General features: G+C 67.6%; 26 protein-coding genes. 11 read left to right on the top strand and 15 right to left on the bottom strand.

Features of this window, described 5'->3' with window-relative positions; genetic code table 11:
* Nucleotides 1-124: 124 nt before the first annotated feature.
* The 4 genes from A3CW_RS0117990 (at nucleotide 125) to A3CW_RS0117975 (ending at nucleotide 2,407) form a co-directional block, all read left to right on the top strand.
* A complete protein-coding gene (locus A3CW_RS0117990; protein WP_245623680.1) occupies nucleotides 125-847 on the top strand; it encodes a YdcF family protein in 723 nt (240 codons plus the stop codon).
* A gap of 159 nt (nucleotides 848-1,006) precedes the next feature.
* Entirely contained in the window at nucleotides 1,007-1,234 is a 228-nt protein-coding gene (locus tag A3CW_RS0117985) for a hypothetical protein (RefSeq protein WP_028204804.1), read from the top strand.
* A 304-nt stretch (nucleotides 1,235-1,538) separates the two neighbouring features.
* Nucleotides 1,539-1,799, top strand: coding sequence for a hypothetical protein (locus tag A3CW_RS0117980; RefSeq protein WP_028204803.1), 261 nt, complete (start codon nucleotides 1,539-1,541; stop codon nucleotides 1,797-1,799).
* Nucleotides 1,800-1,888: 89 nt separating this feature from the next.
* Nucleotides 1,889-2,407, top strand: a complete 519-nt coding sequence (locus tag A3CW_RS0117975) for a hypothetical protein (RefSeq protein ID WP_028204802.1) — start codon at nucleotides 1,889-1,891, stop codon at nucleotides 2,405-2,407.
* 21 nt (nucleotides 2,408-2,428) lie between these two features.
* Here the strand turns inward: A3CW_RS0117975 and arfB are convergent, their stop codons facing one another.
* Nucleotides 2,429-2,833 carry an alternative ribosome rescue aminoacyl-tRNA hydrolase ArfB gene (gene arfB / locus A3CW_RS0117970; RefSeq protein WP_028204801.1) on the bottom strand — a complete coding sequence of 135 codons (405 nt, stop codon included), beginning with the start codon at nucleotides 2,831-2,833 and terminating at the stop codon, nucleotides 2,429-2,431.
* A gap of 232 nt (nucleotides 2,834-3,065) precedes the next feature.
* Here arfB and A3CW_RS46730 point away from each other — a divergent pair, with 232 nt between their 5' ends.
* Nucleotides 3,066-3,737 (top strand): VC0807 family protein, encoded by a 672-nt coding sequence (locus A3CW_RS46730; protein ID WP_051481555.1) that lies wholly within the window; start codon nucleotides 3,066-3,068, stop codon nucleotides 3,735-3,737.
* Between the two features lie 122 nt (nucleotides 3,738-3,859).
* Entirely contained in the window at nucleotides 3,860-6,391 is a 2,532-nt protein-coding gene (locus tag A3CW_RS0117960) for an FUSC family protein (protein ID WP_028204800.1), read from the top strand.
* Nucleotides 6,392-6,411: 20 nt separating this feature from the next.
* On the opposite strand, the gene A3CW_RS0117955 is transcribed toward A3CW_RS0117960, so the two are convergent.
* On the bottom strand, nucleotides 6,412-6,606 hold the full coding sequence (locus tag A3CW_RS0117955) for a hypothetical protein (RefSeq protein ID WP_028204799.1): 195 nt from the start codon (nucleotides 6,604-6,606) through the stop codon (nucleotides 6,412-6,414).
* Nucleotides 6,607-6,701: 95 nt separating this feature from the next.
* Nucleotides 6,702-7,163, bottom strand: coding sequence for an Lrp/AsnC family transcriptional regulator (locus A3CW_RS0117950; protein WP_028204798.1), 462 nt, complete (start codon nucleotides 7,161-7,163; stop codon nucleotides 6,702-6,704).
* 125 nt (nucleotides 7,164-7,288) lie between these two features.
* Between A3CW_RS0117950 and A3CW_RS46725 the strand changes: the two genes are divergently transcribed.
* Nucleotides 7,289-7,897 (top strand): cysteine dioxygenase family protein, encoded by a 609-nt coding sequence (locus A3CW_RS46725; protein WP_051481554.1) that lies wholly within the window; start codon nucleotides 7,289-7,291, stop codon nucleotides 7,895-7,897.
* Here the strand turns inward: A3CW_RS46725 and A3CW_RS46720 are convergent.
* The 4 genes from A3CW_RS46720 to A3CW_RS0117925 are packed head-to-tail and all read right to left on the bottom strand — an operon-like array spanning nucleotide 7,894 to nucleotide 12,625.
* Nucleotides 7,894-9,252: an MFS transporter gene (locus A3CW_RS46720; RefSeq protein ID WP_051481553.1), complete on the bottom strand. Its 1,359-nt coding sequence runs from the start codon at nucleotides 9,250-9,252 to the stop codon at nucleotides 7,894-7,896. The genes A3CW_RS46725 and A3CW_RS46720 overlap by 4 nt on opposite strands.
* A gap of 60 nt (nucleotides 9,253-9,312) precedes the next feature.
* Nucleotides 9,313-10,410 carry an NAD(P)H-dependent flavin oxidoreductase gene (locus tag A3CW_RS0117935; protein WP_028204797.1) on the bottom strand — a complete coding sequence of 366 codons (1,098 nt, stop codon included), beginning with the start codon at nucleotides 10,408-10,410 and terminating at the stop codon, nucleotides 9,313-9,315.
* A 36-nt stretch (nucleotides 10,411-10,446) separates the two neighbouring features.
* On the bottom strand, nucleotides 10,447-11,637 hold the full coding sequence (locus A3CW_RS46715; RefSeq protein WP_051481552.1) for an acyl-CoA dehydrogenase family protein: 1,191 nt from the start codon (nucleotides 11,635-11,637) through the stop codon (nucleotides 10,447-10,449).
* 34 nt (nucleotides 11,638-11,671) lie between these two features.
* Nucleotides 11,672-12,625 carry an IclR family transcriptional regulator gene (locus tag A3CW_RS0117925; protein ID WP_081771716.1) on the bottom strand — a complete coding sequence of 318 codons (954 nt, stop codon included), beginning with the start codon at nucleotides 12,623-12,625 and terminating at the stop codon, nucleotides 11,672-11,674.
* A 186-nt stretch (nucleotides 12,626-12,811) separates the two neighbouring features.
* On the opposite strand from A3CW_RS0117925, the gene A3CW_RS0117920 reads away from it, so the two are divergent.
* On the top strand, nucleotides 12,812-14,068 hold the full coding sequence (locus A3CW_RS0117920) for a CaiB/BaiF CoA transferase family protein (protein ID WP_051481551.1): 1,257 nt from the start codon (nucleotides 12,812-12,814) through the stop codon (nucleotides 14,066-14,068).
* Nucleotides 14,069-14,091: 23 nt separating this feature from the next.
* Here the strand turns inward: A3CW_RS0117920 and A3CW_RS46710 are convergent, their stop codons facing one another.
* The 5 genes from A3CW_RS46710 to A3CW_RS0117895 all read right to left on the bottom strand — a co-directional run bounded on the left by A3CW_RS46710 (nucleotide 14,092) and on the right by A3CW_RS0117895 (nucleotide 19,042).
* Entirely contained in the window at nucleotides 14,092-16,614 is a 2,523-nt protein-coding gene (locus tag A3CW_RS46710; RefSeq protein WP_081771715.1) for a mechanosensitive ion channel family protein, read from the bottom strand.
* A gap of 106 nt (nucleotides 16,615-16,720) precedes the next feature.
* Nucleotides 16,721-17,365, bottom strand: a complete 645-nt coding sequence (locus A3CW_RS0117910; RefSeq protein ID WP_028204794.1) for an NAD(P)-dependent oxidoreductase — start codon at nucleotides 17,363-17,365, stop codon at nucleotides 16,721-16,723.
* 104 nt (nucleotides 17,366-17,469) lie between these two features.
* A complete protein-coding gene (locus A3CW_RS0117905) occupies nucleotides 17,470-17,925 on the bottom strand; it encodes an Rrf2 family transcriptional regulator (protein ID WP_028204793.1) in 456 nt (151 codons plus the stop codon).
* 125 nt (nucleotides 17,926-18,050) lie between these two features.
* The gene (locus tag A3CW_RS0117900; RefSeq protein WP_051481550.1) at nucleotides 18,051-18,503 is read right to left on the bottom strand and encodes a hypothetical protein; all 453 of its coding nucleotides are present in this window, start codon (nucleotides 18,501-18,503) and stop codon (nucleotides 18,051-18,053) included.
* A gap of 2 nt (nucleotides 18,504-18,505) precedes the next feature.
* The gene (locus A3CW_RS0117895) at nucleotides 18,506-19,042 is read right to left on the bottom strand and encodes a GNAT family N-acetyltransferase (protein ID WP_081771714.1); all 537 of its coding nucleotides are present in this window, start codon (nucleotides 19,040-19,042) and stop codon (nucleotides 18,506-18,508) included.
* Between the two features lie 59 nt (nucleotides 19,043-19,101).
* Here A3CW_RS0117895 and A3CW_RS0117890 point away from each other — a divergent pair, with 59 nt between their 5' ends.
* Together A3CW_RS0117890 and A3CW_RS0117885 are read left to right on the top strand one after the other, a co-directional pair.
* Nucleotides 19,102-19,683 carry a DJ-1/PfpI family protein gene (locus A3CW_RS0117890; protein WP_028204790.1) on the top strand — a complete coding sequence of 194 codons (582 nt, stop codon included), beginning with the start codon at nucleotides 19,102-19,104 and terminating at the stop codon, nucleotides 19,681-19,683.
* Between the two features lie 145 nt (nucleotides 19,684-19,828).
* A complete protein-coding gene (locus tag A3CW_RS0117885; RefSeq protein WP_028204789.1) occupies nucleotides 19,829-20,158 on the top strand; it encodes a hypothetical protein in 330 nt (109 codons plus the stop codon).
* A gap of 43 nt (nucleotides 20,159-20,201) precedes the next feature.
* Here the strand turns inward: A3CW_RS0117885 and A3CW_RS46705 are convergent, their stop codons facing one another.
* Nucleotides 20,202-21,983: a sensor histidine kinase gene (locus A3CW_RS46705; protein ID WP_051481548.1), complete on the bottom strand. Its 1,782-nt coding sequence runs from the start codon at nucleotides 21,981-21,983 to the stop codon at nucleotides 20,202-20,204.
* Between the two features lie 407 nt (nucleotides 21,984-22,390).
* On the opposite strand from A3CW_RS46705, the gene A3CW_RS0117875 reads away from it, so the two are divergent.
* Nucleotides 22,391-23,593: an ammonium transporter gene (locus A3CW_RS0117875; RefSeq protein WP_028204788.1), complete on the top strand. Its 1,203-nt coding sequence runs from the start codon at nucleotides 22,391-22,393 to the stop codon at nucleotides 23,591-23,593.
* Nucleotides 23,594-23,662: 69 nt separating this feature from the next.
* Here A3CW_RS0117875 and A3CW_RS0117870 read toward each other — a convergent pair whose 3' ends face one another.
* Nucleotides 23,663-24,412, bottom strand: a complete 750-nt coding sequence (locus tag A3CW_RS0117870; RefSeq protein WP_028204787.1) for an SDR family oxidoreductase — start codon at nucleotides 24,410-24,412, stop codon at nucleotides 23,663-23,665.
* 140 nt (nucleotides 24,413-24,552) lie between these two features.
* A complete protein-coding gene (locus A3CW_RS0117865) occupies nucleotides 24,553-25,470 on the bottom strand; it encodes a LysR family transcriptional regulator (protein ID WP_028204786.1) in 918 nt (305 codons plus the stop codon).
* Between the last annotated feature and the right edge of the window lie 22 nt (nucleotides 25,471-25,492).

Raw genomic sequence — 25,492 nt, 5'->3', positions numbered from 1 at the left:
GTGAAAGCAGCATCACCGCTTCCCGCACGGCCAACGCCGCGCCACGCTCGCGGCGCAGAGGTCGGTCGGACGCGCATTTTCCCGAAAACAATACGTTACCTCATCCAAATTGATTCTATTCGTTTTGTTTGTGCTATTTGTTGCGCTCGGCCTGCTGTGGCGCAGCGCGCGCTGGCGTGTCGCAGCCTGCGCGGCCGGGGTCTTCTGGCTGCTCGCGGCCGGCTGGCTCACCGGGGTGCTGCTCGATATCGCCCAGCCGGAGTTGTATCGCACTCCCTACGATCAGGCGAAAATCGGCCCGGCGCGCTTCGGTGCGCGCACCGCCATCATCATGCTGGGCGGCGGCACCGAATCTCGCCACGGCCAACTGTTCCCCGCGCGCGACGTCTACGCACGCATTGCCCTTGCCGCCGAACTGTACGCGCAGTGCGCGCGCGCGGGCGGCATGTGCCGCGTGATCGTGAGTGGCGGCAACCCGGAGCACCATGCGAGCGCCGAGGCCGACAACTACGCGCCCTACTTGCTGCGCGCCGGCGTGCCGAGCGCCGATCTCGTGCTCGAGAACCAGAGCCTTACGACGTATCAGAACGCGCGCAACGTCGCGCCCATCGTCCGGGCCGGCAACGACGAAACGCTCCTGCTCGTGACGTCCTCGTACCAGATGCGCCGCGCGATGCTCGATTTCCGGCGCTTCGACATGAACCCGCTGCCTGCGGTTTCCAGCGTGCGCCGCGTCGAGCGCGGCCTGCTCCCGCGCATCGCGAATCTCAAGTCCGCCGAAACAGCGCTCCACGAATCGATTGGGGTTGCGCAGTTTTATGTGTATCGGATGATCGGCTGGTTCTAGTATGACCGTTAGGCGGCGCCAGATGTAACGAGATGTAACTCCCGTGCGAACGGCTTACACGATGTCATCTGGCGCGAGTATTTGATCGTTAGAATGGCATGTCCATCCTGCTTGGACAGGTAACGGCTGGGTCCATAAACCGCTCCTTCGGAGGTAAAGATGAAAAAAGTGTCCCTCGCAGTCCTGATTTCACTTTCCGCACTGGCGGGCGCTGCGCATGCGCAGTCGGATAACGGCATCACGATGAGCACCGACCCGGCCAAGGCCGACGACGTCCTGCAACGCGCGCAGGCCCTGCAGCAGCAACAGGAAGCCGCGCCCGCGCCGGCGCCCATGATGCATCACAAGTCGGGGCATCCGCATCACAAGAAGGCCCCCGCCCAGTAAGAACGGGCGAGGCCTGGCCACGTGCTGCCCTGCTCATGCGGGCAGCGCCTTCCCTGGAATGAAGCCGATGCCGGTCGAGCCGCCATCGGCTTTTTTATTCGCCACGCCGCGCCGCTGCGTGTATGGCCCCGCGCGCGGATCACCACCGCGCCGGTGCGCCGGCGCGGTATGCTAAAGTCGCGCACCTCGAAAACGCCCCGGTCGGCCAGACGCGGTCGGCTAGATGCGGTCGGCGAGACGCGGTCGGCCAGACGCGGTCGGCATAGACCCAACCTTTTGTGCGCGCCACGCGCGGAGAAACGCAATGAGCAACATCCAGCTCGACATCGAATGGACCGAAGCGGCCTCACGCAAGATCGAAAAACTGATGCCGCGCGGCGGCAACCAGGACGCGTATCTCGCGCTGCCCCCCGTCGAATGCCTGCCGATGGAAGGCGACGTGCTGTTTCTCGGCCCGGCTGGCAAACAGCAGCCGTTCATCGTGGCAGAGCGTCAATACCATCACGAGGGCGACGCGGACTGGACCATCATCCTGATTCTCGACGTGCCCGACACGGCGCACTGACCGGCAAAGCGTTCCGCCAGCAGGCGGCATGCGAGGCGCTCGCACCCGCCGCGAGCGCCTATTCGCGGCATCGCCTCATCCCGCCTTCCATGGCATGCCTCGCCGCGCCCGCGCTCGCGCAGTCAATGTGGCGGCGCTTCGCCGATTATCAGCGCAGCACCGAGATCATCGAGCAGGTCAATTTCGGCGCGCTCTCGCACACCATCCTGCGCGGCGCGCGCGTACCCACCGGTGGCGGAACGCTCGAAGCGGCCGCCGAGGCAATTTTTGGCGACAACGGCAGCCACGCCCAGCGCGTATTCACCGCGGATGAACACGGCGAGCAGCACGAGCCTTCGATTGCCGTTCCCGGCGTCGGGCCGCCCGCGCGCCTCGCACCTTTCTATCCCGACACCGACAGCAACTGGTCGCGCCGCGAGTATTTCCGGCGCGGGCTCGCCGCGCTTGGCCGGGTTGCGGTGACGGGTCCGCACGATTCGCTCAACGACGGCGAGCTCTGCTACACCGCCGCTATCGCGCTCGACTACGGCGGCGCGACGCACGTGTTGTACGCGGACTTTCCGCCCGAGCCCGGGCCGCGCGAGCGCCCGTGGCGCGTGCCGGGTTAAGCCGCCGCGCCGTCCTCGTCGCTATTCGGAGACGCGCCGACGCCCCGCCTTCAGCTCACCGGTACGCGCCTTGCTGTCGAGCCGGCGCAACTTCGAGGCACGTGTGGGGCGCGTCGCCACGCGCGCCTTGCGCGTCACGCTCACGCTGTCGACCAGCTCCTCGAGGCGCGCAAGCGCAGCCATGCGATTCTGTTCCTGGGTGCGGTATTCCTGCGACTTGATCACGACGACGCCCTCGCTCGTAATCCGCCGGTCGGCGAGCGCGAGCAGGCGCATCTTGAGCACCTCGGGCAACGACGAGGCGCGGATGTCGAAGCGCAGATGAATCGCGCTCGACACCTTGTTCACGTTCTGGCCGCCCGCGCCCTGTGCGCGAACGGCGACGAGTTCGATTTCCTGCAACGAGATGGGCGCGCGTGCGGTCATGGGCGAATAGAAAAAGGCAGGCCGCATCGGGCCGAACACGCGGCAGTGTCGCATAGCGCGGCTGAATCGACACAGGTATGACACAGGCGTGACACCTCCTGGCGCAAGCGGCAGGCCGACCCGCCGCGGGCATGCGAAATGCCGCCCCGCTGCGCAGCCAGTTTGCCGCCGCGGGGCGCATGAACCATACTTGCGACATTCCCTTGGGCGAACCCTCAGGAGCACGCACCCCATGAAGCTGCGTCCCGCATTCGTTGCCGAACTGGCGGTCAACCTGCTGCTTCCCTGGGTCGCCTACCGTCTCGCCGAGCCGCACTGGGGCGAAGTCGGCGGCCTCATTGCCTCGGCCGCGCCGCCGCTTGCCTGGAGCATCGTCGAACTGGTGCGCTTTCGGCGCGTGGATGCGCTCTCCGCCGTCATTCTGCTCGGCATCGTGCTCTCGCTCGTCGCCGTGGCGTTCGGCGGCAGCCCGCGCGTGCTGTTGATGCGCGAAAGCCTCGCCTCGGGCGCGATCGGCGTTGCGTTTCTGATCTCGCTTCTCGCGAAGCGCCCGCTCGTGTTCTATCTCACGCGCGCGACGGTCGCGCGCGAGACCCGAGAGGGCGTCGCGCGGCTCGAACAGCTCTGGAAGGAAAACGCGAGCTTCGCGGCAGCGATGCGGCTCCTCACGTTCATCTGGGGCTTCGGGCTTTGTCTCGATTCCGCGCTGCGCACCTATCTAGCCGCCACCTGGCCGATCGAGCGCTTTCTCGTCGTCTCGCCGATCATCGGTTATGGCGTGTTCGGCGGCCTGATGGCCTGGACCTTCTGGTATCGCACGCGCATGCGGCGCATTCACGGCACGCACGGCCTGCTCGGCGACGCGGCCGCGGCAACGAACGCGAGCACGCTCAGCGTGGACTGAAACGGCGGCGCCGGCTTCGGCCCGGTCCGGCACGCATCGGCGGTCAGATCGCGCCCGAAATACGATAGACTCAGCGCCACAGTCCGCGGCGTACCGTCCGCTCTCGAACTCCCCGGCAGTCGATGCGCTACTCCGTAGAAATCAGGAAATTCCTCTATAGCCAGTACTTTTACGGCGGCCTGCGCATCGCGATCGGCATCTCGCTTCCGGCTGTCCTGTGCCTGTTCGTCTTTCACAAGAGCGAGCTGGGCTTCACCATCTCGACCGGCGCGCTCGGCGCCTGCGTGGTCGACATGCCGGGGCCGCTCAAGTACAAGCGCAACGAAATGCTCGCGTGCAGCGTGATCGGGTTTCTCTCCGCTTACGCCACGGGCCTCGCCACCTTCAGTCCCATCGCGCTATGGGCCACCGTGGTGCCGCTCACCTTCGTGCTCTCGCTGATCGTGGTCTACGGCAACCGCTGGCCGCAGATCAGCTTCGCCACCCTCTTCATGATGGTGATGACGCTCGAGGAGCATTTCACGCCGCACCTCGCCCTCGTCAATGCGCTGTGGATTCTGCTGGGCGGCCTCTGGTACACGGCGTGGTCGACCTTGATCAGCCAGCTCATGCTCGATCGCATCGAGCAGCAGGCACTCGCCGAAAGCGTGTTCGCCTGCGCCGACTATCTGCTCGCGCGCGCCCAGTTCTTCGACCTCGACAACGATCTCGACGAGTGCTATCGCAACCTCGTCGCGAAGCAGATCGCCGCCGTCGAGCGCCAGGACGCGGCGCGCGACATCGTGCTGCGCAACCTGCCCAGGCTCAGAGCCGGCAAGATCGATGCGCGGCGCGCGATGCACTTCAACCTGTTCATCAACACGGTCGATCTGCATGAGCTGTTCGTGGGCGCGCACACCGACTACCCGCTCGTGCGCAACACCTTCGGCGGCTCCGACCTGCTCGTGTTCTACCGCGACCTGATCCGCAAGGCCGCCGCCGATCTCGAAGACATTGGCCTCGCGGTGCTGCAAAACGAGGCGCCGCGCGCGAGCGTGAACGTGAAGGCCGAGTTGCGCGCCATCGAATACGAGCTCGAGCAGCTGAAAAAGCGCGACCTGGCCGCGACCGACCCGGAGGCCTATGCGGCGATCTCGGCGTCGTTCCGGCGTATCTGGAGCGCGACACGCCTGATCGACCGCATGCGCCGCAACCTCGCGAGCGAAGTGCCGACGACCGAGACCGAGCTGCGCATCGACGAGGCGCTCACACGCTTCGTGACGAACCGCCGCGTGTCCTGGCTGCAGATCTTCTCGAACCTCACGATGGCCTCGCCGAGCTTTCGCCACGCGCTGCGCGTGACGATCGCGGTGGCGGTGGGTTTCTGGCTCGGGCGGCTTCTGCCGCTCACCAACGCCTACTGGATCGTGATGACGAGCATCATCATCCTGAAGCCGGGCTACTCGCTCACGCGCCAGCGCAACGCGCAGCGTATCGTCGGCACGCTGATCGGCTGTATCGCGAGCATTGCGTTGATCCTGCTCGTGAAGCAGCCGCTCGTGCTGCTCGTCTCGATGTTCGCGGCGATGGTGATGAGCTACAGCCTGCTGCTCTTCAACTACACGGCGAGCGTGGTGTTCACGTCGGCCTACGTGCTCCTGATGTTCCATCTGCTCGCGCCGGGCAGCATGCGCATCATCGGCGAGCGCGCGATCGACACGGTGGTGGGCTGCATGATCGCCATCGCCGCGAGCCATCTGTTCCCGTACTGGGAATACCGCCTGATGGGCAAGCTCGTGCACGACATGATCGCCGCGACGCGCAGCTATCTCGAGGCGAGCTGGTGGTGGAGCGGGCGCACGAGCGCGCCGCAGCCGGCGTTCGCGGGAGCCGCGGTGAGCGAGGCCGGCGCACGCGTGGCCGCCCATGCGGCGCCCACGGCGATGCTCGCAGCCGATGCAGGCGGCATGGCGAATCCGCTGCCCGGCGGCGTGAGCGCCATGGCGAGCGCTTCGGCGAACGCGGCGAGCGTCGCCGACGAATTCGTCGCCGCCACCACCGCGACCCTCGACGACTCGCCCACAGTGGGCGCTCCCGGCTCGCCCGTGTCGGCCGTGGGCGCGAAAGCCACCGCACAAACCGCGCAGGCCACCGCGGGCGCAGCCGCCGCGGCGCCGTCGCTCGCGCGCGACTTCCGCTACCGGCTCGCGCGCAAGAACGTTCACGTCGCGTTCGCGAATCTCGGCCAGGCGTTCCAGCGCATGATGCTCGAACCGAAGGCCGCGCAGAAGTTCGTGCCCGAGCTCAACGACCTGCTCGTGCGCAGCCACGTGCTCGCCTCGCAGATCACCGCCACCGCCCCGCTCCTGCGCAGCACGGCGCGGCCCGACCAGCCGGAAGTCAAGCTCGACGCGCTCGAGAGCGCGCTTTCGTGCGTGCGCGAGAATCTCGTCGGCGCCGAAGCGGGCACGGCTGCGCCCGTCGATCAGGCCGACATCACGAAGCAGCTCACGCGCGAACTCGATGCGATGGTGGTGGAAGCCGAGCGCGCGCTCGGCGCCGCCGCGGAACTGCCCCAGGAACTCAAGCTGCTCGCACACCAGTGCAAGCAGATGATCACGGCGTCCTGGCTGATTCGCCGGGACGCGAGCATCATCCGGCTACCCGAGGAATAAGAAGGAGGCGGCCCGGCGCGTCACTGCGTGGAGCCGCTGGCTTGCGAGGCGGTCGTGCTCGCCGATGCATGCGCCGCGCTGGCGCCCACGGTCTCGTCGTACTCGCGCTTGCTTTTCAGCGCGTTGAACAGCACGGTGCCGATCACGAACAGCACCACCACGACGATGAGCACGGCAACGCCAACGGTGGGGTTCTTCTTGCGCGGTTCGTTCATCGGTCGTGCCCAGCCTCGAATTGGATGACAGGAACGGGCATTCTACGCCGCCATGCCTTGCAGACGGCTTGCGCCGCGGGCCACCCGGTACCGCGCTACGTGCCGCTGCGCACGGGCAGCGCCGTCGAATATTTGAGTTGCTCCATCGCGAAGCTCGAACTGACGTCGAACAGCGGCACGGCGCGAATGAGCTGCTTGTAGACGCGGTCGAAGTCGTCGATATCGGAGACCACGATGCGCAGCAGGTAGTCGGTCTCGCCGCTCATGCGATACGCCTCGACGATCTCAGGAATCTCCTGCACGGCGCGCGTGAAGGTCTGCGCCCAAGCCTCGGTGTGCTGGTTCGTGCGCACGGCGACGAACACCGTTGTCCCCACGCCGAGCTTGCGCGGATCGCACAGCGCGACCTGCGCGCGGATCACGCCCGTCTCCTTCAGGCGCTGCACGCGTTTCCAGCATGGCGTTTGCGAGAGATTGACGCGCTGCGCCAATTCCGCGACCGGCATGGTCGCGTCCTGCTGCAGCAGCTCAACCAGCTTTCTGTCGATGAGATCCATTTCCGCACTCCCCGAGGCGTAGAAATTTATTCTACACGATGGGCAAACGGGAAAAAAATAGGAAAACTCTTTCTAGGCGCGAACGGCTATAAATCTTCTTGTAGAAACCGCAAGAAGAACACGCCATGAACGCCCCTGCCGAACTCGCCCTGCTGAGCGCCTTCCACACCGCGGAGCAGCACGCCGCCGCCGTCGCGCGCTTCACCGCCGCACTCGACGCCGCCTTCGATGCCTGCGCGACGCCCGGCGACCCGTCGCGCTGCGCACGCTTCGCGCGCGGCATGCGCGCGGCGCTCACGCGTGCGCTCGCCGACCCGGCGCTCGTCACGCACGCGCAGCGCGAAGGCAGCGCCGACACGTACCGGCGTCATGTCATCGCGGCCGACAGCCTGGGCCGCTACACGGTCGCGGCGCTGGTCTGGCAGCCGGGCCACGCAAGCCCGATCCATGCGCATCACACCTGGTGCGGTTACGCCGTGCTCGACGGCACACTGACCGAAACGCTCTACGCGTGGGACGACGCACGCCAAAGCGCCGACGTGGTTCGCTCGCATCCGCGCGCGAGCGGCGCGGTGTCGTTCGGCGGACGCGGCCGCACCAGCGTTCACCGGCTTTCGAACGGCGGCGACGCGCAGGCCGTCTCGCTGCATGTTTACGGCGTTGCCGCCGAGGACATCGGCACACAGGTCAACGACGTGCTGCCGCTCGTGCGCAAGACGGCGCTCGTGTCTTAACGCGATTGCCCCATATCCATCGAAGGCGCCATAGCGCGCTGCTGTGCGCCCTCGTTGACCGGCGCCGCATCGCGCCGGGCCGCTTCGAGAATGCGCTGACGCGATTGCTCCGGGTTCAGCAGCACGAGACCGAGCGCGCCGCTCGCGAGCAGCAGCGCCCCCACCACGATGAAACCGTGCTCGTAGCCGAGCGCCGGGTTGCCATGATTGGCCTGCACGATGCCGCCCATCAGCGCCGGCGCAATCAAGCCGGCGAGCGTGCCGATCGAGCTGTTGATGCCGAGCAGCGCGCCGCGCTGCCTGACCGACACGATATCGCTGATCATCAGCGGTCCGAACGAAAACACGAGCTGGCTGAGCGCACCGCCGATCGCGAGACAGGCCACCTTGAGCGCGGGACTCAGCCCGCTCGACGTGGCGAGGAACAGCACGCCGCCGAGTATGGCAAAGCCGCTCACCATCACACCGCGGGCGAGACGCGAGCTGACGCCCTTGCGGATCAGCCGCTGCGAGACCCACGCGAGGAGCAGCGTGACCGGAATGAACGAGCCGACGATGGCTGAAAAGAGCCAGCCGGTCACGATGGGGGCGTAGCCCAGTCCCAGCCGCAGATAGACCGGGAACCAGGTGAACGCGAGCGAAATGACCGCGTACTCCACGAAGTAGATGAAGAGCACGCCGATGAACGTGCGGTTGAGCAGCAGGTGACGATAGGCGATCGTTTCCCCCGCGCCGTCATGTGCCACGCCCGGTGCATGGCTTGCCGCGCCCACCGGTCCGTCGCGACCGATCACGAGCCACAGCGCCGTCCACACGAGCCCGACGATCCCCAGCGCAAAGAACGCCATGTGCCAGTCGTAGCGCACGATGAGGTACGAAAGAATCGGCCCCGCGAGCATGAGGCCCGCGCTCGCGCCCTGCTGCACGATAGTGTTCGGCACATTGCGGTGTGCATTGTCGAACCACTTGTAGCAGGCGTGCTGCGCGAGTGGAAACGCGGGGCCCTCGCCAGCGCCGAGCAGCACGCGCGAGGCGATCAGCAAGGGCAAGGTCACGCTTGCGGCCACGAGCGGAAACTGGACCGCGCTCCACACCAGGGCCAGCAGCGCGAGCAGCCATTTGCTCTGCACCCGGTTCGCGACGAAGCCGAAGCCGATGCCCGAGAGCGAGAACAGCAGGAAAAAGCTGCTGCCGACCAACCCAAACTCGCGCGGGCTGAGATTCAGGTCGCGCATCATCGGCACGGCAGCGAGGCCGAACACGGCTTTGTCGGCGAAATTGATCACCATGAACAGGAACAGCATGGCGACGATCAGCCACGCGCGTATCGATCCGCCTGATGCCTTTGCATCCATTGTCGTCTCCGTGTCGTTTTGTTTTCGTCCGGCGTCTGTACTTTCGCCAGCGCCATTGCTTCAGTCGGACATCGCCGCTTCCAGCGTTGCGAGCGCCGCGTTCGCATCCGCGATCAGCGTGGCCATTTGCGCCGCGACCGTCGTCGGTGCATCGATGGCAAAGACGCTCTGCCCCGCCGCCTCGTAGATGAGATCCGCGCGGTCGTATTCGTGCATCGCGCTGAAGTCGCCGCCCGTGAGCGCCTGCTGGTGCGGCATGGGCAGCGGCACCGGCGCGTCGCTCGCCTGCCACGCGTCGATCCATGCGCTGCGCACGACGCGGCACGGCTTGCCGCTATGCGCGCGCGTGACGAGCGTGTCGTCACTGTCCGCTTCGATGAGACGTTGCAGCAGCGCCGGCGGCGTATGGTTCTCCTTCGCTGCGAGCCAGAGCGTCCCGAGCCATGCCCCTTGCGCGCCCATCGCGAGCGAGGCGGCAACCTGCGCCCCCGTGCCGATGCCGCCCGCCGCGAGCACGGGCCGCCCCGCCGCCACGGCCACGATTTGCGGCACGAGCGAGAAGGTGCCGATCGGGCCGGTGTGGCCGCCCGCATCCGCGCCCTGGGCGACGAGCGCATCGACACCGAGCGCGAGCGCCTTTTGCGCGTGGCGTGGCGAGCCGACGAGCGAGATCGTGTACTTGCCCGCGGCTTTCGCACGCGCGATCAGCTCGGGCCGGATGCCGATCGCCGTCGCCACGGCACGCGCGTTCGACGCGAGCACGGCATCGATCTGCGCATCGAAGAGCGCCTCGCTGCGCACCTGCGTCGTGAAGAAGCTCGGCCGCGTGGGGGCGGCGAGTCCGAAGCGCTCGCGCAATCCCGCAACGAATTCGACGTGCGCGGCCGGCAACCCGGCGCGCACGCTGCCGATATCGGCATGCTCGGGCACGCCGGCGGGCAGCATCAGGTCGATGCCATACGGCTTGCCCGCGAGTCTTTTCTCGAGCTGGGCGATGATCGGTGCAATGTCTTCGGGCATCTCGCGCGCGAGGCCTAGCACGCCAAACCCGCCGGCTTCGGCGAGTGCGACGATCACATCGGGCGAATGCGAAAAGCCGAACACCGGGTAGCGCGCGCCGAGTTCGCGGCAGATGGCGGTTGGACCGAGTCGGACCATGAGGCGTCTCCAATGGGCTGGTGTTGGGCTGCGTGCCTACTCGGCGCTCTGATGCAGCTGGTGATGGCGCGCGTCGTGCAATGGCGCACGCAGCGTCAGCTTCGCGATGTTGAGCTCGTGAATCTGCGACGTGCCCTCGTAGAGCCGGAACAACCGCACGTCGCGATAGAGACGCTCGACGGCGTTGTCGGCAACGTACCCGCTGCCGCCATAGACCTGCACGGCGCGATCCGCTACGCGTCCGCACATTTCCGAGGCGAACAGCTTGCACATGGAAGCCGCCATCGTCACGTCCTCGCCGCGGTCCCGCGCGCTGGCTGTCTGCAGCACGAGCGCGCGCGCCGCGTGAATATCGGTGTTGCTTTGCGCGATGAGCTGCTGCACGAGCTGGAATTCGGCGATCGGCTTGCCGAACTGTTCGCGCGCCTTCGCATGGGCCAGCATCTCGTCGAGCAGGCGGATCGCCGGCCCCACGCACAGCCCCGCCAGGTTGATGCGCTGCTTGTTGAGCGCCTTCATCGCGCTCCTGAAGCCGCGCCCGGGCTCGCCGCCGAGCACTGCCGACGCGCTCACGCGGCAATCCTGCAAATGCACTTCGCCCACCGGCGACCCGCGCTGCCCCATCATGCGATAGCCGGCCGAGGTCGTCAGCCCCGGCGTGCCGCGTTCGATCAGGAATGCTGAGATTCCGCCCGCTCCTGGATCGTCCGAATTCGTGCGCGCGAACACGGTGAACAGGTCGGCGATCGGTGCGTTCGTGATGTAGCGCTTGCTGCCGTTGAGCACGTAGTCGTCGCCTTCGCGGCGCGCCGTGGTGGTGAGCGCGGTGGCGTCCGAGCCCGCATCGGGCTCGGTCAGCGCGAAACAGCCCGTGATTTCGCCGCTCGCGAGACGCGGCAGATAGCGGCGCTTCTGCTCCTCGGTGCCGTCGGCGATCAGCGCCTCGGAGCCGATGCCGGTATTGCCGCCAAAGCGCGCACGGAAGGTCGGCGCAGCCTGGGAAACGACCATGTTCACGCACGCGAGTTCTTCGGTCGTGAGGCCCGCGCCGCCGTATGCCTCAGGAATGCTGTGGCCAAAGAGACCCAGTTCGCGCATGCGTGCGACGAGCGTTTCGGGCAGCACGTCGGTGCGGTCGATTTCCGCCTCGAGCGGAATGCACTCGTCCTGCACGAAGCGGTAGAGCTGCGTGAGCAGGCGGTTCAGGCGTGCGGCGTCGCGAATCATGGAGTCTCCTGTTGGTGGTTGCGTGCGTTCGGTATCAGCGCGGCCCCGCCGCCGCGCTCGCATCCGTCACGCCGCAAGCGCGCTCGATGCGCAGCGCCGCTTCGAGCAGCAGCGGCGCGACCGTGCGCTCGATCCAGTCGTCGGCGAGACGGCGGCTCACGATCGTGCAGTTGAGCGCGATGCGTTCGTCGTCGGGCGGCTGACGCACGGGCACGGCGATGGCGTGAATATCGCGGACCCAGTCGCCGCGGCTCAGCGTGTAGCCGCGCGCGGCGAAGGCGGCCTGGTCGGCGTCCCACAGCGGCCAGTCGGCGGCATAGCGTTCGGGGTCGTCGAGGCGCAGGCGGTTGAGCACGGCCTGGCGCTCCTTCGCACCCTCGCCGATCAGCAGCGCGCGCCCGATCGACGTGGCCAGCAGCGGCCGAGTGCTGCCGATATCGGGTTGCGCGTTGTTGTCGCGCCCCGGGCGGCAGCTATCGACGTAGACCACGCTGAGCCGGTCGCGCATGCCGAGGTTCACGGAGCAGCGCGTCTCACGCGCGAGCTTTTCCATATAAGGCCGCGCAATCTGCCGGATCTGCATGGCGGCGAGCATCGGATAGCCCAGTGTCAGCACACCGGCACCGAGCCGGTAGCGCTGGTACTTCTCGCTGCGGTTCAGATAGCCGAGCAGCGTCAGGGTGTAAGTGAGCCGTGAGATGGTGGCCTTGGGCAGCCCCGTGCGGTCGGCCAGTTCGCGGTTGCCGAGCATCGGCTCGGCCGGCGTGAACGCGCGCAGCACCTGCAGGCCGCGCGCGAGGTTGATCGCGAACTGGCGGTCGGTCGATTCGGCGTCGGGCGGCGCGGGCAAGAGCGGTTCGCCAGCGCGCGGCACATGCGCACCGTCCTCGCCGTGCACGGCAGCGGCATCCGGCCGGCTCGTGCGGCGCCGCACGCCGCCGGAGGGCGTGGCGCGGCTTTCGGTGACGGATGACGTGGGCGTTTGCATCTGCGTAGTCGGGCGTCGAGGCGGGTTGGGCGATCTGGAATTAGACGAACTCATGGTCGATAAACGCCTTCCGGGGGTCAAGAAAATCAGCATAGTGTTTCGCTCTGCGGTACGCCAGTTGAATGCAGGCGCGTCTCTCGCCTACTGTTGCGGGCAGACAATTCCCATTCGGCACGAGGAGACACGATGCTCACGGACAGCGCTCTCGCCACCGCCACCGGCACGCCGGAAGACACGCCACAAGGCCAGCAAGCAGGGCCGCTTTCCGGCGTGCGCATACTCGACCTCTCGACGGTCGTGGCCGGTCCGTTCGGCGCCACGCTGTGCGCCGATCTCGGCGCTGACGTCACGAAGATCGAGTTGCCCGACGGCAGCGACGCGCTGCGCAAGCTGCAGCCCGTCAAGGACGATATTTCGCTCTACTGGAAAGTGACGAACCGCGGCAAGCGCGGCATCACGCTCGATGTGCGCAAGGCCGAGGGGCGCGCGCTGCTGCTGCGGCTCGCGGCGAAGGCGGACGTGCTCGTCGAGAACTTCCGCGCGGGCAAGCTCGAGGAATGGGGGCTCGACTTCGAGACGCTGCACGCGGCCAATCCGCGCCTCGTCGTGCTGCGTCTGACCGGCTTCGGCCAGACCGGCCCGTACCGGCAGCGCGGCGGCTTCGCGCGTATCTTCGAGGCCATGAGCGGCCTCACGCAACTCACCGGCGAAACGAACGGTGCGCCGCTGCACATGAACTTCCCGATGGGCGATACGGTAGCGGGCCTGTTCGCCGCGTTCGCGATCGCCGCGGAGATGGTGCGCATGCGCTCGGACCCGGCCGCACACGGTGTGGAGATCGATCTTTCGGCCACCGAGGCGCTCTTTCGCATGCTGGAGCCGCTCGCGGTGGAGCGCGAACAGCTCGGGCTCGTGCGCGGCCACCACGGCAACCGCGCGACCTATACTGCGCCCTCGAACATGTATCGCAGCGCCGACGGCGTGATGTTCTCGCTCGTGGCGTCGTCGCAACCCATCTTCCGGCGGCTGTGCGCGGCGCTCGAGCTTCACGACGTGCCTGACGACGCGCGCTTCGTCGACAACGTGAGCCGGGTGGCGCACGCGGCGGAACTCGACGCGCGTCTCGAGAAGATTTTCGCCGCACTGCCCTTCGCCTTGCTAACTACGCGTCTGACCGAGGCCGGCGTGCCGCACACGAGGATCTACACCATCGACGACATCGCCGCGGACCCGCATTTCATCGCGCGCGAGACGATCATTCGTCTGCCCGATGCGGATCTCGGCTCGGTGCCGGCGCCCTGCGTGGTGCCGCGCGTGAAGGGGCGGCCCGCCGGCGTGCCGCGCAGCGGACCGGCGCTCGGCGAGCATAACGAAGCGGTGTACCGCGCGCTGGGTCTGAGCGCCGCAGCGCTCGCGCAACTGCGGCGCGACAAGGTGATTTGAGTTGGCCTAAGCGGCGCAGACGTTCAGCCGCGGCTACCCGCCGTGGGAATCTGCGGCGGCGCGCCCTCGGGGCCCGCCGTCGGCGGCGGCGCGGGCCGCGGCTCGTGCGAGGCATCGCGCGCAACGCCGCCAGCCGCGTGCACGCCAGGCGGATGCGGATGACCATGCGCCGCGCCGTGCGGCTCCTCGACATCGCCGCTGCGCGGGGACATGTGCACCTGAATCTGCGGCACCGGCATCTCGATGCCGGCCTCGTCCATGTGGCGCTTCAGGCGCGCATTGAACGCACGCGCCACGCTCCACTGCTGCAGCGGCCGGGTCTTGATCTGCCCTTTCACGACCATCCAGTTCGGGTCGAACCGGTCGAGCCCCCACACTTCCACGGGCCCGAGAATCTCGCGGCGATAGCGGAAGTCGGCCACCAGTTCCGCGCCGGTCTCGCGAATCATGCGCGTGACCGTATCGAGATCGACCGAGAACGGCACGCGCACTTCGAACACGGCAAACGCGAAGTCGCGCGAGAGGTTCTTCACGATCTTGATCTGCGAGAACGGAATGGCGTGGATCGCGCCCTGCCCGTCGCGCAGCCGCACGGTGCGGATCGACAGATGCTCGACCGTACCCGCATGGCCGTTGTCGATGTCGATCCAGTCGCCCACCGAAATCGTCTCCTCGATGATGATGAACAGACCGGTGATGAGATCGGCCACGAGCGACTGCGCGCCAAAGCCGATGGCGAGACCGATCACGCCCGCGCCGGCGAGCAGCGGCGTGACGTTGATGCCGAGATTCGCCGCGGTGACGATGCCGGTGACGGTGAGGATCGTCACGAGCACGGCGTTGCGCACGAGCGGCAGCATGGTGCGTGCGCGCGTGCTGGGCGCGCGGCCCTTGGTGCGTGGACCGCTCGGATTGAGCGCTTCGAGAATCGCGGTATCGACCGTGATCCACACGAGCCACGCGAGAAACACGGTCGACACGATCGCGAAAATGGCGTGCGCGATGCCGCGCGCGGCCACGCTCGCCTCGATGATCGCGGCGAGCGAAATGTCCCAGAGGCGCGCGCACGATTCGAAATACGCGAACCAGATGAACACGACGAGCAGCGTGCCGGCAAAGCGCAACAGGCGCCGCAGATACGGCGAGCGCCGCCGCACGCGCGCGGGGTTCGGGCGCGTGATGCGCAGCACGACCGCCGAGAGGAAAAACGCGAGCACGAGCAGGAGCGCGGAGACCACGGAGATCTGCAGCACGTCGTCGCGGCTGCCGATGCCGCCGAACGTGGCGACGATCGAAGCGCCGGCGAGCAGCAGCATCGGCAGTTGCCAGAGCGAAGCGAGCACGTCGAGGACTTCGGTGAGCGCCTTGTGACCGTGGCGCAGCGAATAGCTGCGGTTGCGGATGAGATGCGCGACCGGCCGCCTGAAGCCGATCGCGAACACCACCGTCAGCACTGCCGCCGCCATGTTCGCGGCAGTGCTCACCAGTGCGGCCAGGTTCGCGCCCAACTGGCGCGCGACTTCGAAATTGGTCGCGGCGTCGCCGAGCGCGGCCAGCACGCCGATCGCAAAGAGCAGCCGGCGCGAGCGCGCGATCAAGAGGCGCACGGCCGCGCGCCGGTGGCCCGAGCCGAACAGCGAAAACATGATCAGGCAGATCGACGAGAACACCGCGCCCGCGACGATCGCGTAGGCGATCACGAGGGCGAGCGTGCGCCCGAGCGCGTCCGGTAGCGAGCGCTCGACCACGAGCGCGCCGACGAACGCGACGATCCATGGCGCCGCGCGATGCACGACGAAAATCAGCAGATCGGTGGTGCGTGGATCAGGCCGCAGGCCGGTCTCGACATCGAAACGCCTTAGCAGGCGCCGCTCGATCCAGCGCAGCACCGCGGCGCACGCGCCCCAGCCGGCCAGCATGGCAAACAGATCGAACACGATACGGCCGAGGCTTTCGCCCTCCCCGCCCGAGGCGATGTCGTAAAGCTCGATGCCGGCTGCCCTGAAGCGCCCCGCCCAGTAGTGAAACGGACTGCGGCCGCGGCGCGCGTCCTCCTCGACGGAAGCGAGCCCGGATGCGATCGCGCCCAGCAGCCCCGAGGTCGCCGCCGCGCCCGAAGCGGGCGCCGGCGCCACGTTTTGCGATGCGCTGCGCAGCTTCTTGAGCTGATTCAGGAGCGCGGTGCGCTGGCGCTCGTTGTCGAGCGTGGTAATGACGCTGTCGAGCGAGCGCGTGAACTCAGCCTGGCTCGCCGGTGACGGCGCCGAGGCTGCCTCGGCCGCCGAAGCCCCCGAGGCAGCCGCCGGCGCCCCGGTGATGATGCTCTTGAGCACGGGCAGCACAGGTGCCGGCACGGCTTGGGCGGCGGCCCGCATCGGCATGGAGAGGCACGCCGCGAGGCATGCGAGGAGCATGAGCGCGCGATAGAACGCGCGAACACACCAGCGCGCCGGCGCGGCGCGCGAAAGTAGTGCACGATCCGCCGGGTAGAAGCGCATGCGCGACGGCCCGGCGCCCGCGCCATCGCGTCCGATGCTGGAATTCATGGCGGAGGGGCAAAAACAGGACCTTCCAGTTTAGCCGCACTCCGCCTCGCCGCGCCTCGCGCGTGCGTAACAGTTTGTCAGCGCGCAGGGGGCGCCGCTTCGCGCCTCAGTAGGCCGCCGTTGTGATCTGACGAATGAAGCGGCCCTGCTCCAGCTCGTCGACGAAAGCGATCGCGTAGTCCTCGGCCGAAATGCGGCTTTCGCCCTTCGCATCGGCGATCAGCGTATTGGCGCCCGTGCGGAACGTGCCCGTGCGCTCGCCGGGAGCGATGATCGCGGCCGGCGCGAAGAAGGTCCAGTCGATGTCGGTGACCGTGCGGTAGTAGTCGAACGCCTCGCGATGGGCGAGCGCGATCGCCTTGTAGGCGTCGGGGAAGCCTTCGGTATCGACGAGCTGCTTGCCGGGCGCCACCTCCAGCGAGCCGGCGCCGCCCACCACCACGAGGCGCTTGAGCCCCGCGGCGCGCACGCCTTCCACGAGCGCGCGGCTCGCGACCAGCAGGTCGCCGAGCTGATCCTTGGGCGGCGCGTAGGCGCTCGCCACCACATCGTGGCCGCGCACCGCGGCGGCGACGCTCGCCGCGTCGAGCAGATCGGCCTTCGCCGCGTGGACGTTCGGTGCGGCCGCCACGCGCTCGGGCTGGCGCACCAGTGCGCTCACCTGGTGACCGCGGCGCGCCGCTTCGGCGGCGATGCGCGAACCAACCATGCCCGTTGCGCCAAAGAGGGCGATTTTCAGCGTCTTGCTCATGAACTGACTCCTGTTTTCCGTATTTATGTAACTAACGAAGTTACATTTCAGGGGTGAAAAAACGGGGCAATGCCCCGTGATGAATCTGGCAGCGTGCGTTCCGCTCAGGCTCGCCGCGCCCGCGCGCGTTCGAGCTTGCGCTCGCTGCGCTCCATGTCGTCGACGACCTCCGCGAGCGTGCGGGTGGCGAGCGACGCCTCCATGGCGCGCTGTGCGTCGTCGATCACGCCGCGCAGCGTCTGCTGGATATGACGCCCGACGAGGCACGCCGGATTCGGCTCCTCGCGGTGCATGGCGAACAACTGCGCGTCATCGACCGCATGGTAGACGTCGAGCAGCGTGATCGCCTGCGCTTCGCGCGCCAGCAGCGCGCCGCCGCCCGCGCCCAGTTGCGACGTCGTGAGGCCCGCGCTGGCAAGCATCGACAGGAGCCGGCGAATCAGCGCGGGATTCGTGTTCACGCTGCCCGCGATGATCTCCGACGACAGCGGCACGCCCTCCTGCTGCGCCAGCAGCGCGAGCACGTGAACGGCAAAAGCGAAACGGCTACTCGTATTCACGGCGAACCTGCCACTGCTGAGCGGCGCGCGAATGGATCGAACCACGGGCGCCAAAAAGTGTAACCATCATAATTACATTAATTCATAGCGTCAAGCCGGCAGCCGCGGCCTGCACGGCTGCGGCTTTACTTCGAAGCATCCGATGCCGGCGCCGACGCGGCGGCGTTGCTCGCCCAGCGTTGCAACGAGTGCCCCGCATTCGTCAAACCGGTGCCGGTGGTCGCGGCGGCCTGCCCGAGCAAGGCTTGCGCCGTGCTTGCCGCGCCGCGCAACTGGCCCTGTGCCGCCGAAGCCAGCTCGGCCGTGGATGCGCTCGCCTGCTGACCTTGCGAGGCCGCCGAATCGAGCTTCTGCTGCGCCACACCGAGCTGCTGATTGACGAAGCTCGCGGCCTTGCCGAGCGATTGCGCCGCCTGCTGCGCGGCCTGGTTGGCGGCGTCCTGCGTAGCCTGCTTCACGGCGTCGGCGGACTGCTTGCCCAGATCGGAAGCGTCGTGCTTGTTACAGCCGGCGGCGAACGCCGCACACACGAGCAGGGAGGCAAGCGCCAGCCTTTGCGTCGAAACCTTCGAATACATGGTCATCCTGAAAAATTCGCCGCATGAAGCGGCTTGCATAGATGAAAACGCGGCAATGATACGCCGTCGCGCAACACCGACTCCGACGAAATGAGCGAAAAGCCCGCGCGCTCGAAGACCGGCCGCGACACGGCGCTCGCATCGGCGCTCAATACCGTCGAGCGCGCCTCGCGCGCGAGCGCTTCGAGCCGCGCCAGCAACGCCGTCGCGAGGCCGCGGCGCGACCACGCCGGCGCGACGTAAAGCATCTCGACGTGATCGAGCGGAAAGAGCTGCCCGAACGCCGCTGCCGCGCCGTCACAGTGCGCCACGAGTGTGACGCCGCGTGACAAGCGCGCGTCGAAGTCCGCGAGATCGTCGGCGGCCGCGGCCCACGCGCGGCACTGCGCCGCGTCGTAGCGCGAGGCCGCGAGCGTGGTCACGGACGCGCGAAACAGGGCGGCCAGCGCGCTCGCATCGCGGCCCGGCACGTAGCGCCGCCAGTCGATGGTTTGCAGTGCGTCGCCCGCGACGCCGTGCTTTGCGAAATCGTCAAACATGATGGAGTAGACTGCCCACGCGCACAATCTGTTCCACCGTCCACCTCTGGAGACAAACGATGGCCGTCAAGAAGATCCTGTTCCTCACCGGCGATTTTGCCGAAGACTATGAAACGATGGTGCCGTTTCAGGCGCTGCAGGCCGTCGGCCACCGCGTCGACGCGGTGTGCCCGGGCAAGAAGGCCGGCGAGCGCGTGAAGACCGCCATCCACGACTTCGAGGGCGACCAGACCTACACCGAAAAGCCGGGCCACCAGTTCGCGCTCAACGCGACCTTCGACGAAATCGACGCCGCCAGCTACGACGCGCTCGCCATTGCAGGGGGCCGCGCGCCCGAATACCTGCGCCTCGACCCGAAGGTCATCGAGATGGTGCGTCACTTCGCCCAGGCAAACAAGCCCATCGCGGCGATCTGCCATGCGGCCCAGCTGCTCGCCGCGGCCGAGGTGATCCGCGGCAAGCGCATTTCGGCCTATCCGGCCTGCGCGCCCGAGGTGCGGCTCGCGGGCGGCGAATACGCCGACATCGCCATCGACAGCGCCGTGACGGACGCTCCCTTCGTCACCGCGCCGGCGTGGCCCGCTCATCCCGAATGGCTGCGCCAGTTCCTCGCGCTCCTCGGCACGCGCATCGAGCCGTGAGCGAGCGCTGATCCAGTCGCGCGTCGCCCCTGTGTCGCACGGGGCGCGGCGCGCGCCGACCGCCAATTCGGACTGGTCCGATATCACCGCACCGCGCTGCTGGCCAGAATAGCCGCCAATTGTTCTGGAGTACGGAGTGCGTGTCGTGGAACTAACGGACTGGCTGGTGATACTCGCGATCGCCCTGGCGGCGATCCTCTTTTTTTGCAACCGCAGCGGCCGCAAAGGCAGCTTGACCGACCGGGCGCGCCACGTGCACGGCACGCGTCTGCTCCTGCTGGGGGCGTTTGCGCTGTGGGCAGCCCTGCTCATGCTCGTGCACAGCTTCGTCTTGCCGCTCGGCGAGCCGTTCGGCATCGCCGTCAGTCATCACACCACGCTGGCCATTGCGCTGGCGCTCGCCGGCCTGGGCGCCATCTGGACATTTCGCGCTAGCCGCCTGCTCAAGCCGCGCCGCATCTTCAGCGCGTGCTGAGCGCATCGCGAGTGCGCTTGCCCGGAAGCGTCACTAGAAGTGTCTAAGCGCCTGCCGGCGGTCGCAACGCCGTCGCGGGCGCCGCCCGCAACTCGCTTCGCACGCTCCCCTTCGCGTTCGCGCCGCCCGAGCCATCGCTCGCACCATATCCTGCAAGGCCACCAGGCGAAGCTTCCGAACGCTCCGCGCGTTCGAGCGCACTGATGATCTGCTCCGCGTCGCCGGGCAAAGGCGGCGCGACCGCAAGCGCATCGGGCAGCGACAGATAGAACGTCGTCCCCTCGCCTTCCGTCGACTCCACCCACACGCGCCCACCGTGCCGCTCGACCACGCGGCGCACGAGTGCGAGCCCGATGCCCTCGCCCGGCGTCATGTTGCCGTGCATGCGCTGGAACGCCTGAAAGAGCCGCGGCAAGCCCACCTCGGGAATGCCGAGCCCGTTGTCGCGCACATAGAAAATCTGGAGCGACTCCACGCCCGGCGGCGCATGAGCCGTGCCGATCTCGACGCGCCCGTCGCGCGCCGGATCGAGATAGTTGAGCGCGTTGCCGATCAGGTTTGCAAACACCTGCTCGAGCGCCGTCGGGTCGCCCCATACGTCGGGCAGCGTTTGCACGCTCACCTGCGCACCGCGTGCGCGAATCGACGCGTGCATCGCGTCGACCACGCGCTGCACGAGCTCCTGCACGCTCACGCGCTGTCGCCGGTACTCCACGCGCCCCACGCGCGCGAGCCGCAGCAGCGCGTCGATGATGTGCGATGCGCGCAGCACGGCCGTTTGCAGATAGCGCAGCGCCTCGCCGATATCCTCGGTGATGGTGCGCTCGATGCGCGCGCGCGCCTGCGGGGAAAGCGACGAATGCGCGATGCGCTCGCGCAGGTCGTTGCACGCGTGATCGAGCTCGCGCGAGAAGCCCTGCAGGTTCACGAGCGGCGCGCGCAGATCGTGCGACACGCCGTGGATGAACATCTCGTTTTCCTGAGTCTGCTGGCGCAGGTTTTCGTTGATGCGCGCGAGCTGGTCCGCGCGCCGCGCGAGGTCGGCCTGAAAACCGAGGCGCAGCCGCTCGGCCTCGATCAGTCGCTGGCTGATCTGGTGCAGCGTGAGGTCGAGTTCGGCGATTTCGTCGTTGCCCGCCGCGAGCGGTGCGAGCGGTTCGTTTGCGGCCAGCCGGTTCGCGTTGTCGGAAAGCGCATCGAGCCGCCCGCGCACGCCGCGCGTAAACACCCAGACGGCGAGCGCGACCAGCACGATCGAGCCGAGCACGGCCGTCATCACGAGGGTTTGCTGCTGGGCGCGCGCCGCTTCGGCGGCGGACACCCGCAATACGTCGAGGCGGCGCTCCTCGGTCTGGAGCGAGACGATCTGCGTGCGCACGCGGTCGAGCACGTCGGCAGCCATGAGCGCGCGAAAGCGCTCGGCGAGGTCGGCGCGGCGGCCCGAGCGCAGCAGGTCCTGCACGCGGTCCGACCATTGGCGATAGTTCTGCACGGCGTGGCGAATCTGCACGGCGCGCTCGACCTGCGAGGGATTATCGGCGACGAGATCGACCAGCCGGTCGATGCGGCGGTCCACGTCCATCCACATCGAAACCGGTGTGGAGTAGCTCGTGTCGTTGGCCGCCACCGCACCGCGCAGCTTCACCGACTCGACCAGCACCGGTTCGAGCACGCGCGACGCCTGCGCCAGCACCGCCTGGCTGTGCTGGCCCCAGCGCTCCGCGGCGGCGGCGTCGGTCTCGGCCTTCACGATGGCCGACAGCAAGCTCAGTTCGAAGACGGCGGGAATCGCGATCAGCAGAAGCCCTTTGGTCGTGAGGCGCATTGCGTGGCGGGTACCGGGCGACCGGACGTGCGTGAGGTGGCAATCTGGCCATTATGTCGGCGTTTGCGCCCTATGTGCGCCCGAAGTTGATTCCTCACGAAATCGCGAGATTATTTCGTTTTGCCGACAATCCATTGATACGGAAAGGAAAATCGAAATAAACGCCCTATTCTGGCGCGCGATTTCCCCACCTTTGCGCGCAGGCCCCGAGATTGTGCCGAAACGTGGTGCATGCGCCCCAGATACCAGCACCCGCACCGACCACACGGTACCGGCTATTTTTCCGCATCGGTGCACGACCGCACCGGCTTGACGCCTGTTGCGGCTGCAAATTCACCAGTTTGGCGCTGAAGCTGGCCCGCATCTTGCTGACTATGCGCCCATTTTGGGCAAACTGGGTACGCCAGATGGACAATCTAAAAACCGGCACCGACACGCTATTTTTGCTGCTGGGCGCCGCCATGGTGCTCGCCATGCACGCGGGGTTCGCGTTTCTCGAACTCGGCACCGTGCGCAAGAAGAACCAGGTCAATGCGCTCGTGAAGATCCTCGTCGATTTTTCGATTTCGACGATCGCCTACTTCTTCATCGGCTATACGCTCGCCTACGGCGTGCAGTTCTTCTCGCACGCCGACGTGCTCGCCGAGCACAACGGCTACGCGCTCGTGCGTTTCTTCTTCCTGCTCACCTTCGCGGCGGCCATTCCGGCCATCGTGTCGGGCGGCATCGCCGAGCGCTCGAAGTTCAATCCGCAGCTGTTCGCGACCTTCGTGATCGTCGGCTTCATCTATCCGTTCTTCGAGGGGATGGTGTGGAACAACCGCCTCGGTTTCGAGGATGCGATGACGCACGTGTTCGGCGTGCCGTTCCACGACTTCGCGGGCTCGGTGGTCGTCCACGCGTTCGGCGGCTGGATCGCGCTGCCGGCCGTGCTGCTGCTCGGGCCGCGCCACGGCCGCTATACCCGTGACGGCCGTATCGCCGCGCATCCGCCTTCGAACATCCCGTTCCTCGCGCTCGGCGCATGGGTGCTCACGGTGGGCTGGTTCGGCTTCAACGTGATGAGCGCGCAGACCATCGACAAGATCAGCGGCCTCGTCGCCGTCAACTCGCTCATGGCGATGGTGGGCGGCACGCTCGCCGCGTGGTTCGCGGGCCGCAACGATCCGGGCTTCACGTACAACGGGCCGCTCGCGGGGCTCGTGGCCGTGTGCGCGGGCTCGGACATCATGCATCCGCTCGGCGCGCTCGTGACGGGGGCGGTCGCCGGCGCGCTGTTCGTCTATATGTTCACCTGCGTGCAGAACCGCTGGCGCATCGACGACGTGCTCGGCGTGTGGCCGCTGCACGGCCTGTGCGGCGCGTGGGGCGGCATCGCCGCGGGTATTTTCGGCCAGCACTGGCTCGGCGGCCTCGGTGGCGTCTCGCTCGGCGCGCAGATCGTCGGCACGCTTGCGGGCATCGTGATCGCCTTCCTTGGCGGCCTCGTGGTGTACGGCCTGCTGCGCAAATTCGTCGGCCTGCGCATCGATCGCGAACAGGAATTCAACGGCACCGACCTGTCGATCCACAAGATCACGGCCACGCCGGAACGCGAAACGGTTTCCTGACCGGCGGGCAAGACGCTCATGCGGGCGGCGCCCTGCCGCCCGCACTCCGTACGCATCACTCGCGGACCATCAAAGCTGGCCCATGCCACCGGCGACGATCACCTCGGTGCCGATCATGAAGGCCGACTCGGCGGCGCTCAGATGCAGCACGGTCGAGGCGATCTCCTCCGCCGTCGCAAAGCGCTTGAGCGGCACCAGCCCACGAATCGATTCCTCGGCCGCCGCGAGCGCGGCGGCGTCCATGCCGAACTTGTTGTAGAGCGGCGTCTTCACGGGACCGGGGCTCACCACGTTCACGCGAATGCCGCGCGGCAGCAGTTCGGCCGAGAGCGTCTTCGCGAGCGAGATCAGCGCGGCCTTGCTCGCCGCATACACCGACGAAGTGGGCATGCCGATATGCGCGTTGATCGAACCGTTGAGCACAATGGCCGCACCGTCGTTCAGCACCGGCAGGAGCGACTGAATCTGGAAGTACGCGCCCTTCACGTTGGTGTCGAAGGTGACGTCCCAGAGCGCTTCGTCCACTTGCTCGAACGGCGCGAGCTTCGCCACGCCCGCGTTGATGAACACCGCGTCGAGGCGCAGGCCGGCGTCGCGCACGGCGGCGGCCAGCTCGCGCGCACCGGTGATCGAGGCCGCGTCGTTGCGCCACGCGTGCGCGTTCGGGCCGAGCGCGCGCCGCGCGGCTTCGAGGCCGCCTTCGTCGCGGCCCGTGACGATGACGTGCGCGCCTTCGGCGGCATAGGCTTGCGCGGCAGCGAGGCCGATACCGCTGGTTCCGCCGGTGACGAGGACAGTTTTGTTTGCAAAGCGGTTCATGACGTTCTCCTTGGAGGGGATAGTCTCGATCTGAGACTGTGATGCCATATTGCCGGGCGGCGCGCTGCCTGCCGTACGACGGTCCTGGCGCAAACGTTCGAAGCTATCGAACGTTTGCGCCGTTGTGCGGGCAGCCGGCCTCAGCCCGTGACCTCGATCCCTTCCACGAGGCGCCTGGCAAGACGCGGCTCGCGCAGCCTGTCGATCCACCATTGCAGTGCCCGCCCCACGTGCTCACCGCGCCACGCCACGTAAAGCACGTTGGGCTCGCGCGGGTTCGCCGTGACCTTCTCGACCAGTTCGCCGCGCTCGATGAGCTTCGCCGCGCGCCGCCGCGGCACCCAGCCGACACCGAGACCCTCGCGCTGCGCGAGGATCTTCGCGCGCATCGACGGCACCGCCAGCACCTCCTGCCCCCCGAACAGCCCGTAGCCGCGGCCCGGCGTGTGCCGCGCCGAATCGCCGACCGCCACGCCGCGCTCGGCCAGCATGCGCTCGCGCGTAAGCGGCGCCTGCTCGCGCGCGAGCCGATGGCGCGGCGCCACCGCGAACGCCCACTCCATCACGCCGAGTTCGAACCAGTGCAGGCCGTCGATGGCGGGCGGCTCGTTGGTCGCGCCGACGATGAGATCGGCGCGGCCGTCGCGCAGCGCCTCCCACGTGCCGGCGAGCACCTCGTGCGTGAAACGCAGCTTGACGCCCGACTGCAACGCGTCGAAGTCGCGGATCACCGGCACCAGCAGTTCGAATTCGAGGATCTCGTCGGTGACGATCCACAGGCGGTCTTCCCAGCCGTTCGCCACCTGCCGCACGCGCTGCGTCATGCGCGCGACGTCCTGCATCAGGCGGCTCGCCTCCTCGGCGAGAAGATGCCCGGCCGGGGTGAGCTGCAGCCGGTAGCGCCGGCGGTCGAAGAGCAGCGCGTCGAAGCGCGCCTCGAGTTGGCGCGCGGCATGCGAAATCGTGGAAGGCGCCTTGTTCAGGCGTGCCGCCGCGCGCGACAGGCTGCCGGTTTCGCGGATGGCGTCGAGCAACGCCAGTTCCTCTTCGGAGAGCATGTGCGACTCCATCGAACGGGTG

This window comes from Paraburkholderia nodosa DSM 21604, from assembly GCF_000519185.1.
In the GTDB taxonomy this organism is placed as follows: domain Bacteria; phylum Pseudomonadota; class Gammaproteobacteria; order Burkholderiales; family Burkholderiaceae; genus Paraburkholderia; species Paraburkholderia nodosa.
Note: the sequence above shows the minus strand (reverse complement) of the source record. Positions and strands in the feature narration are given on the sequence as shown.

Coding starts and splice junctions, on each gene's coding strand:
- A3CW_RS0117910 (WP_028204794.1), bottom strand. CDS start 17,365: ATGAGCAAGACGCTGAAAATCGCCCTCTTTGGCGCAACGGGCATGGTT.
- A3CW_RS46715 (WP_051481552.1), bottom strand. CDS start 11,637: ATGATTCGCGACGCCGCACGCCTGAACCGCCTGCTCACGCAGCTCTAC.
- A3CW_RS0117975 (WP_028204802.1), top strand. CDS start 1,889: ATGGCATGCCTCGCCGCGCCCGCGCTCGCGCAGTCAATGTGGCGGCGC.
- A3CW_RS46705 (WP_051481548.1), bottom strand. CDS start 21,983: ATGCGCCTCACGACCAAAGGGCTTCTGCTGATCGCGATTCCCGCCGTC.
- A3CW_RS46710 (WP_081771715.1), bottom strand. CDS start 16,614: ATGAATTCCAGCATCGGACGCGATGGCGCGGGCGCCGGGCCGTCGCGC.
- A3CW_RS46720 (WP_051481553.1), bottom strand. CDS start 9,252: ATGGATGCAAAGGCATCAGGCGGATCGATACGCGCGTGGCTGATCGTC.
- arfB (WP_028204801.1), bottom strand. CDS start 2,833: ATGACCGCACGCGCGCCCATCTCGTTGCAGGAAATCGAACTCGTCGCC.
- A3CW_RS0117865 (WP_028204786.1), bottom strand. CDS start 25,470: ATGCTCTCCGAAGAGGAACTGGCGTTGCTCGACGCCATCCGCGAAACC.
- A3CW_RS0117900 (WP_051481550.1), bottom strand. CDS start 18,503: ATGTATTCGAAGGTTTCGACGCAAAGGCTGGCGCTTGCCTCCCTGCTC.
- A3CW_RS46725 (WP_051481554.1), top strand. CDS start 7,289: ATGAACGCCCCTGCCGAACTCGCCCTGCTGAGCGCCTTCCACACCGCG.
- A3CW_RS0117895 (WP_081771714.1), bottom strand. CDS start 19,042: ATGTTTGACGATTTCGCAAAGCACGGCGTCGCGGGCGACGCACTGCAA.
- A3CW_RS0117870 (WP_028204787.1), bottom strand. CDS start 24,412: ATGAACCGCTTTGCAAACAAAACTGTCCTCGTCACCGGCGGAACCAGC.
- A3CW_RS0117925 (WP_081771716.1), bottom strand. CDS start 12,625: ATGCAAACGCCCACGTCATCCGTCACCGAAAGCCGCGCCACGCCCTCC.
- A3CW_RS0117985 (WP_028204804.1), top strand. CDS start 1,007: ATGAAAAAAGTGTCCCTCGCAGTCCTGATTTCACTTTCCGCACTGGCG.
- A3CW_RS0117950 (WP_028204798.1), bottom strand. CDS start 7,163: ATGGATCTCATCGACAGAAAGCTGGTTGAGCTGCTGCAGCAGGACGCG.
- A3CW_RS0117875 (WP_028204788.1), top strand. CDS start 22,391: ATGGACAATCTAAAAACCGGCACCGACACGCTATTTTTGCTGCTGGGC.
- A3CW_RS0117890 (WP_028204790.1), top strand. CDS start 19,102: ATGGCCGTCAAGAAGATCCTGTTCCTCACCGGCGATTTTGCCGAAGAC.
- A3CW_RS0117955 (WP_028204799.1), bottom strand. CDS start 6,606: ATGAACGAACCGCGCAAGAAGAACCCCACCGTTGGCGTTGCCGTGCTC.
- A3CW_RS0117960 (WP_028204800.1), top strand. CDS start 3,860: ATGCGCTACTCCGTAGAAATCAGGAAATTCCTCTATAGCCAGTACTTT.
- A3CW_RS0117935 (WP_028204797.1), bottom strand. CDS start 10,410: ATGGTCCGACTCGGTCCAACCGCCATCTGCCGCGAACTCGGCGCGCGC.
- A3CW_RS0117980 (WP_028204803.1), top strand. CDS start 1,539: ATGAGCAACATCCAGCTCGACATCGAATGGACCGAAGCGGCCTCACGC.
- A3CW_RS0117920 (WP_051481551.1), top strand. CDS start 12,812: ATGCTCACGGACAGCGCTCTCGCCACCGCCACCGGCACGCCGGAAGAC.
- A3CW_RS46730 (WP_051481555.1), top strand. CDS start 3,066: ATGAAGCTGCGTCCCGCATTCGTTGCCGAACTGGCGGTCAACCTGCTG.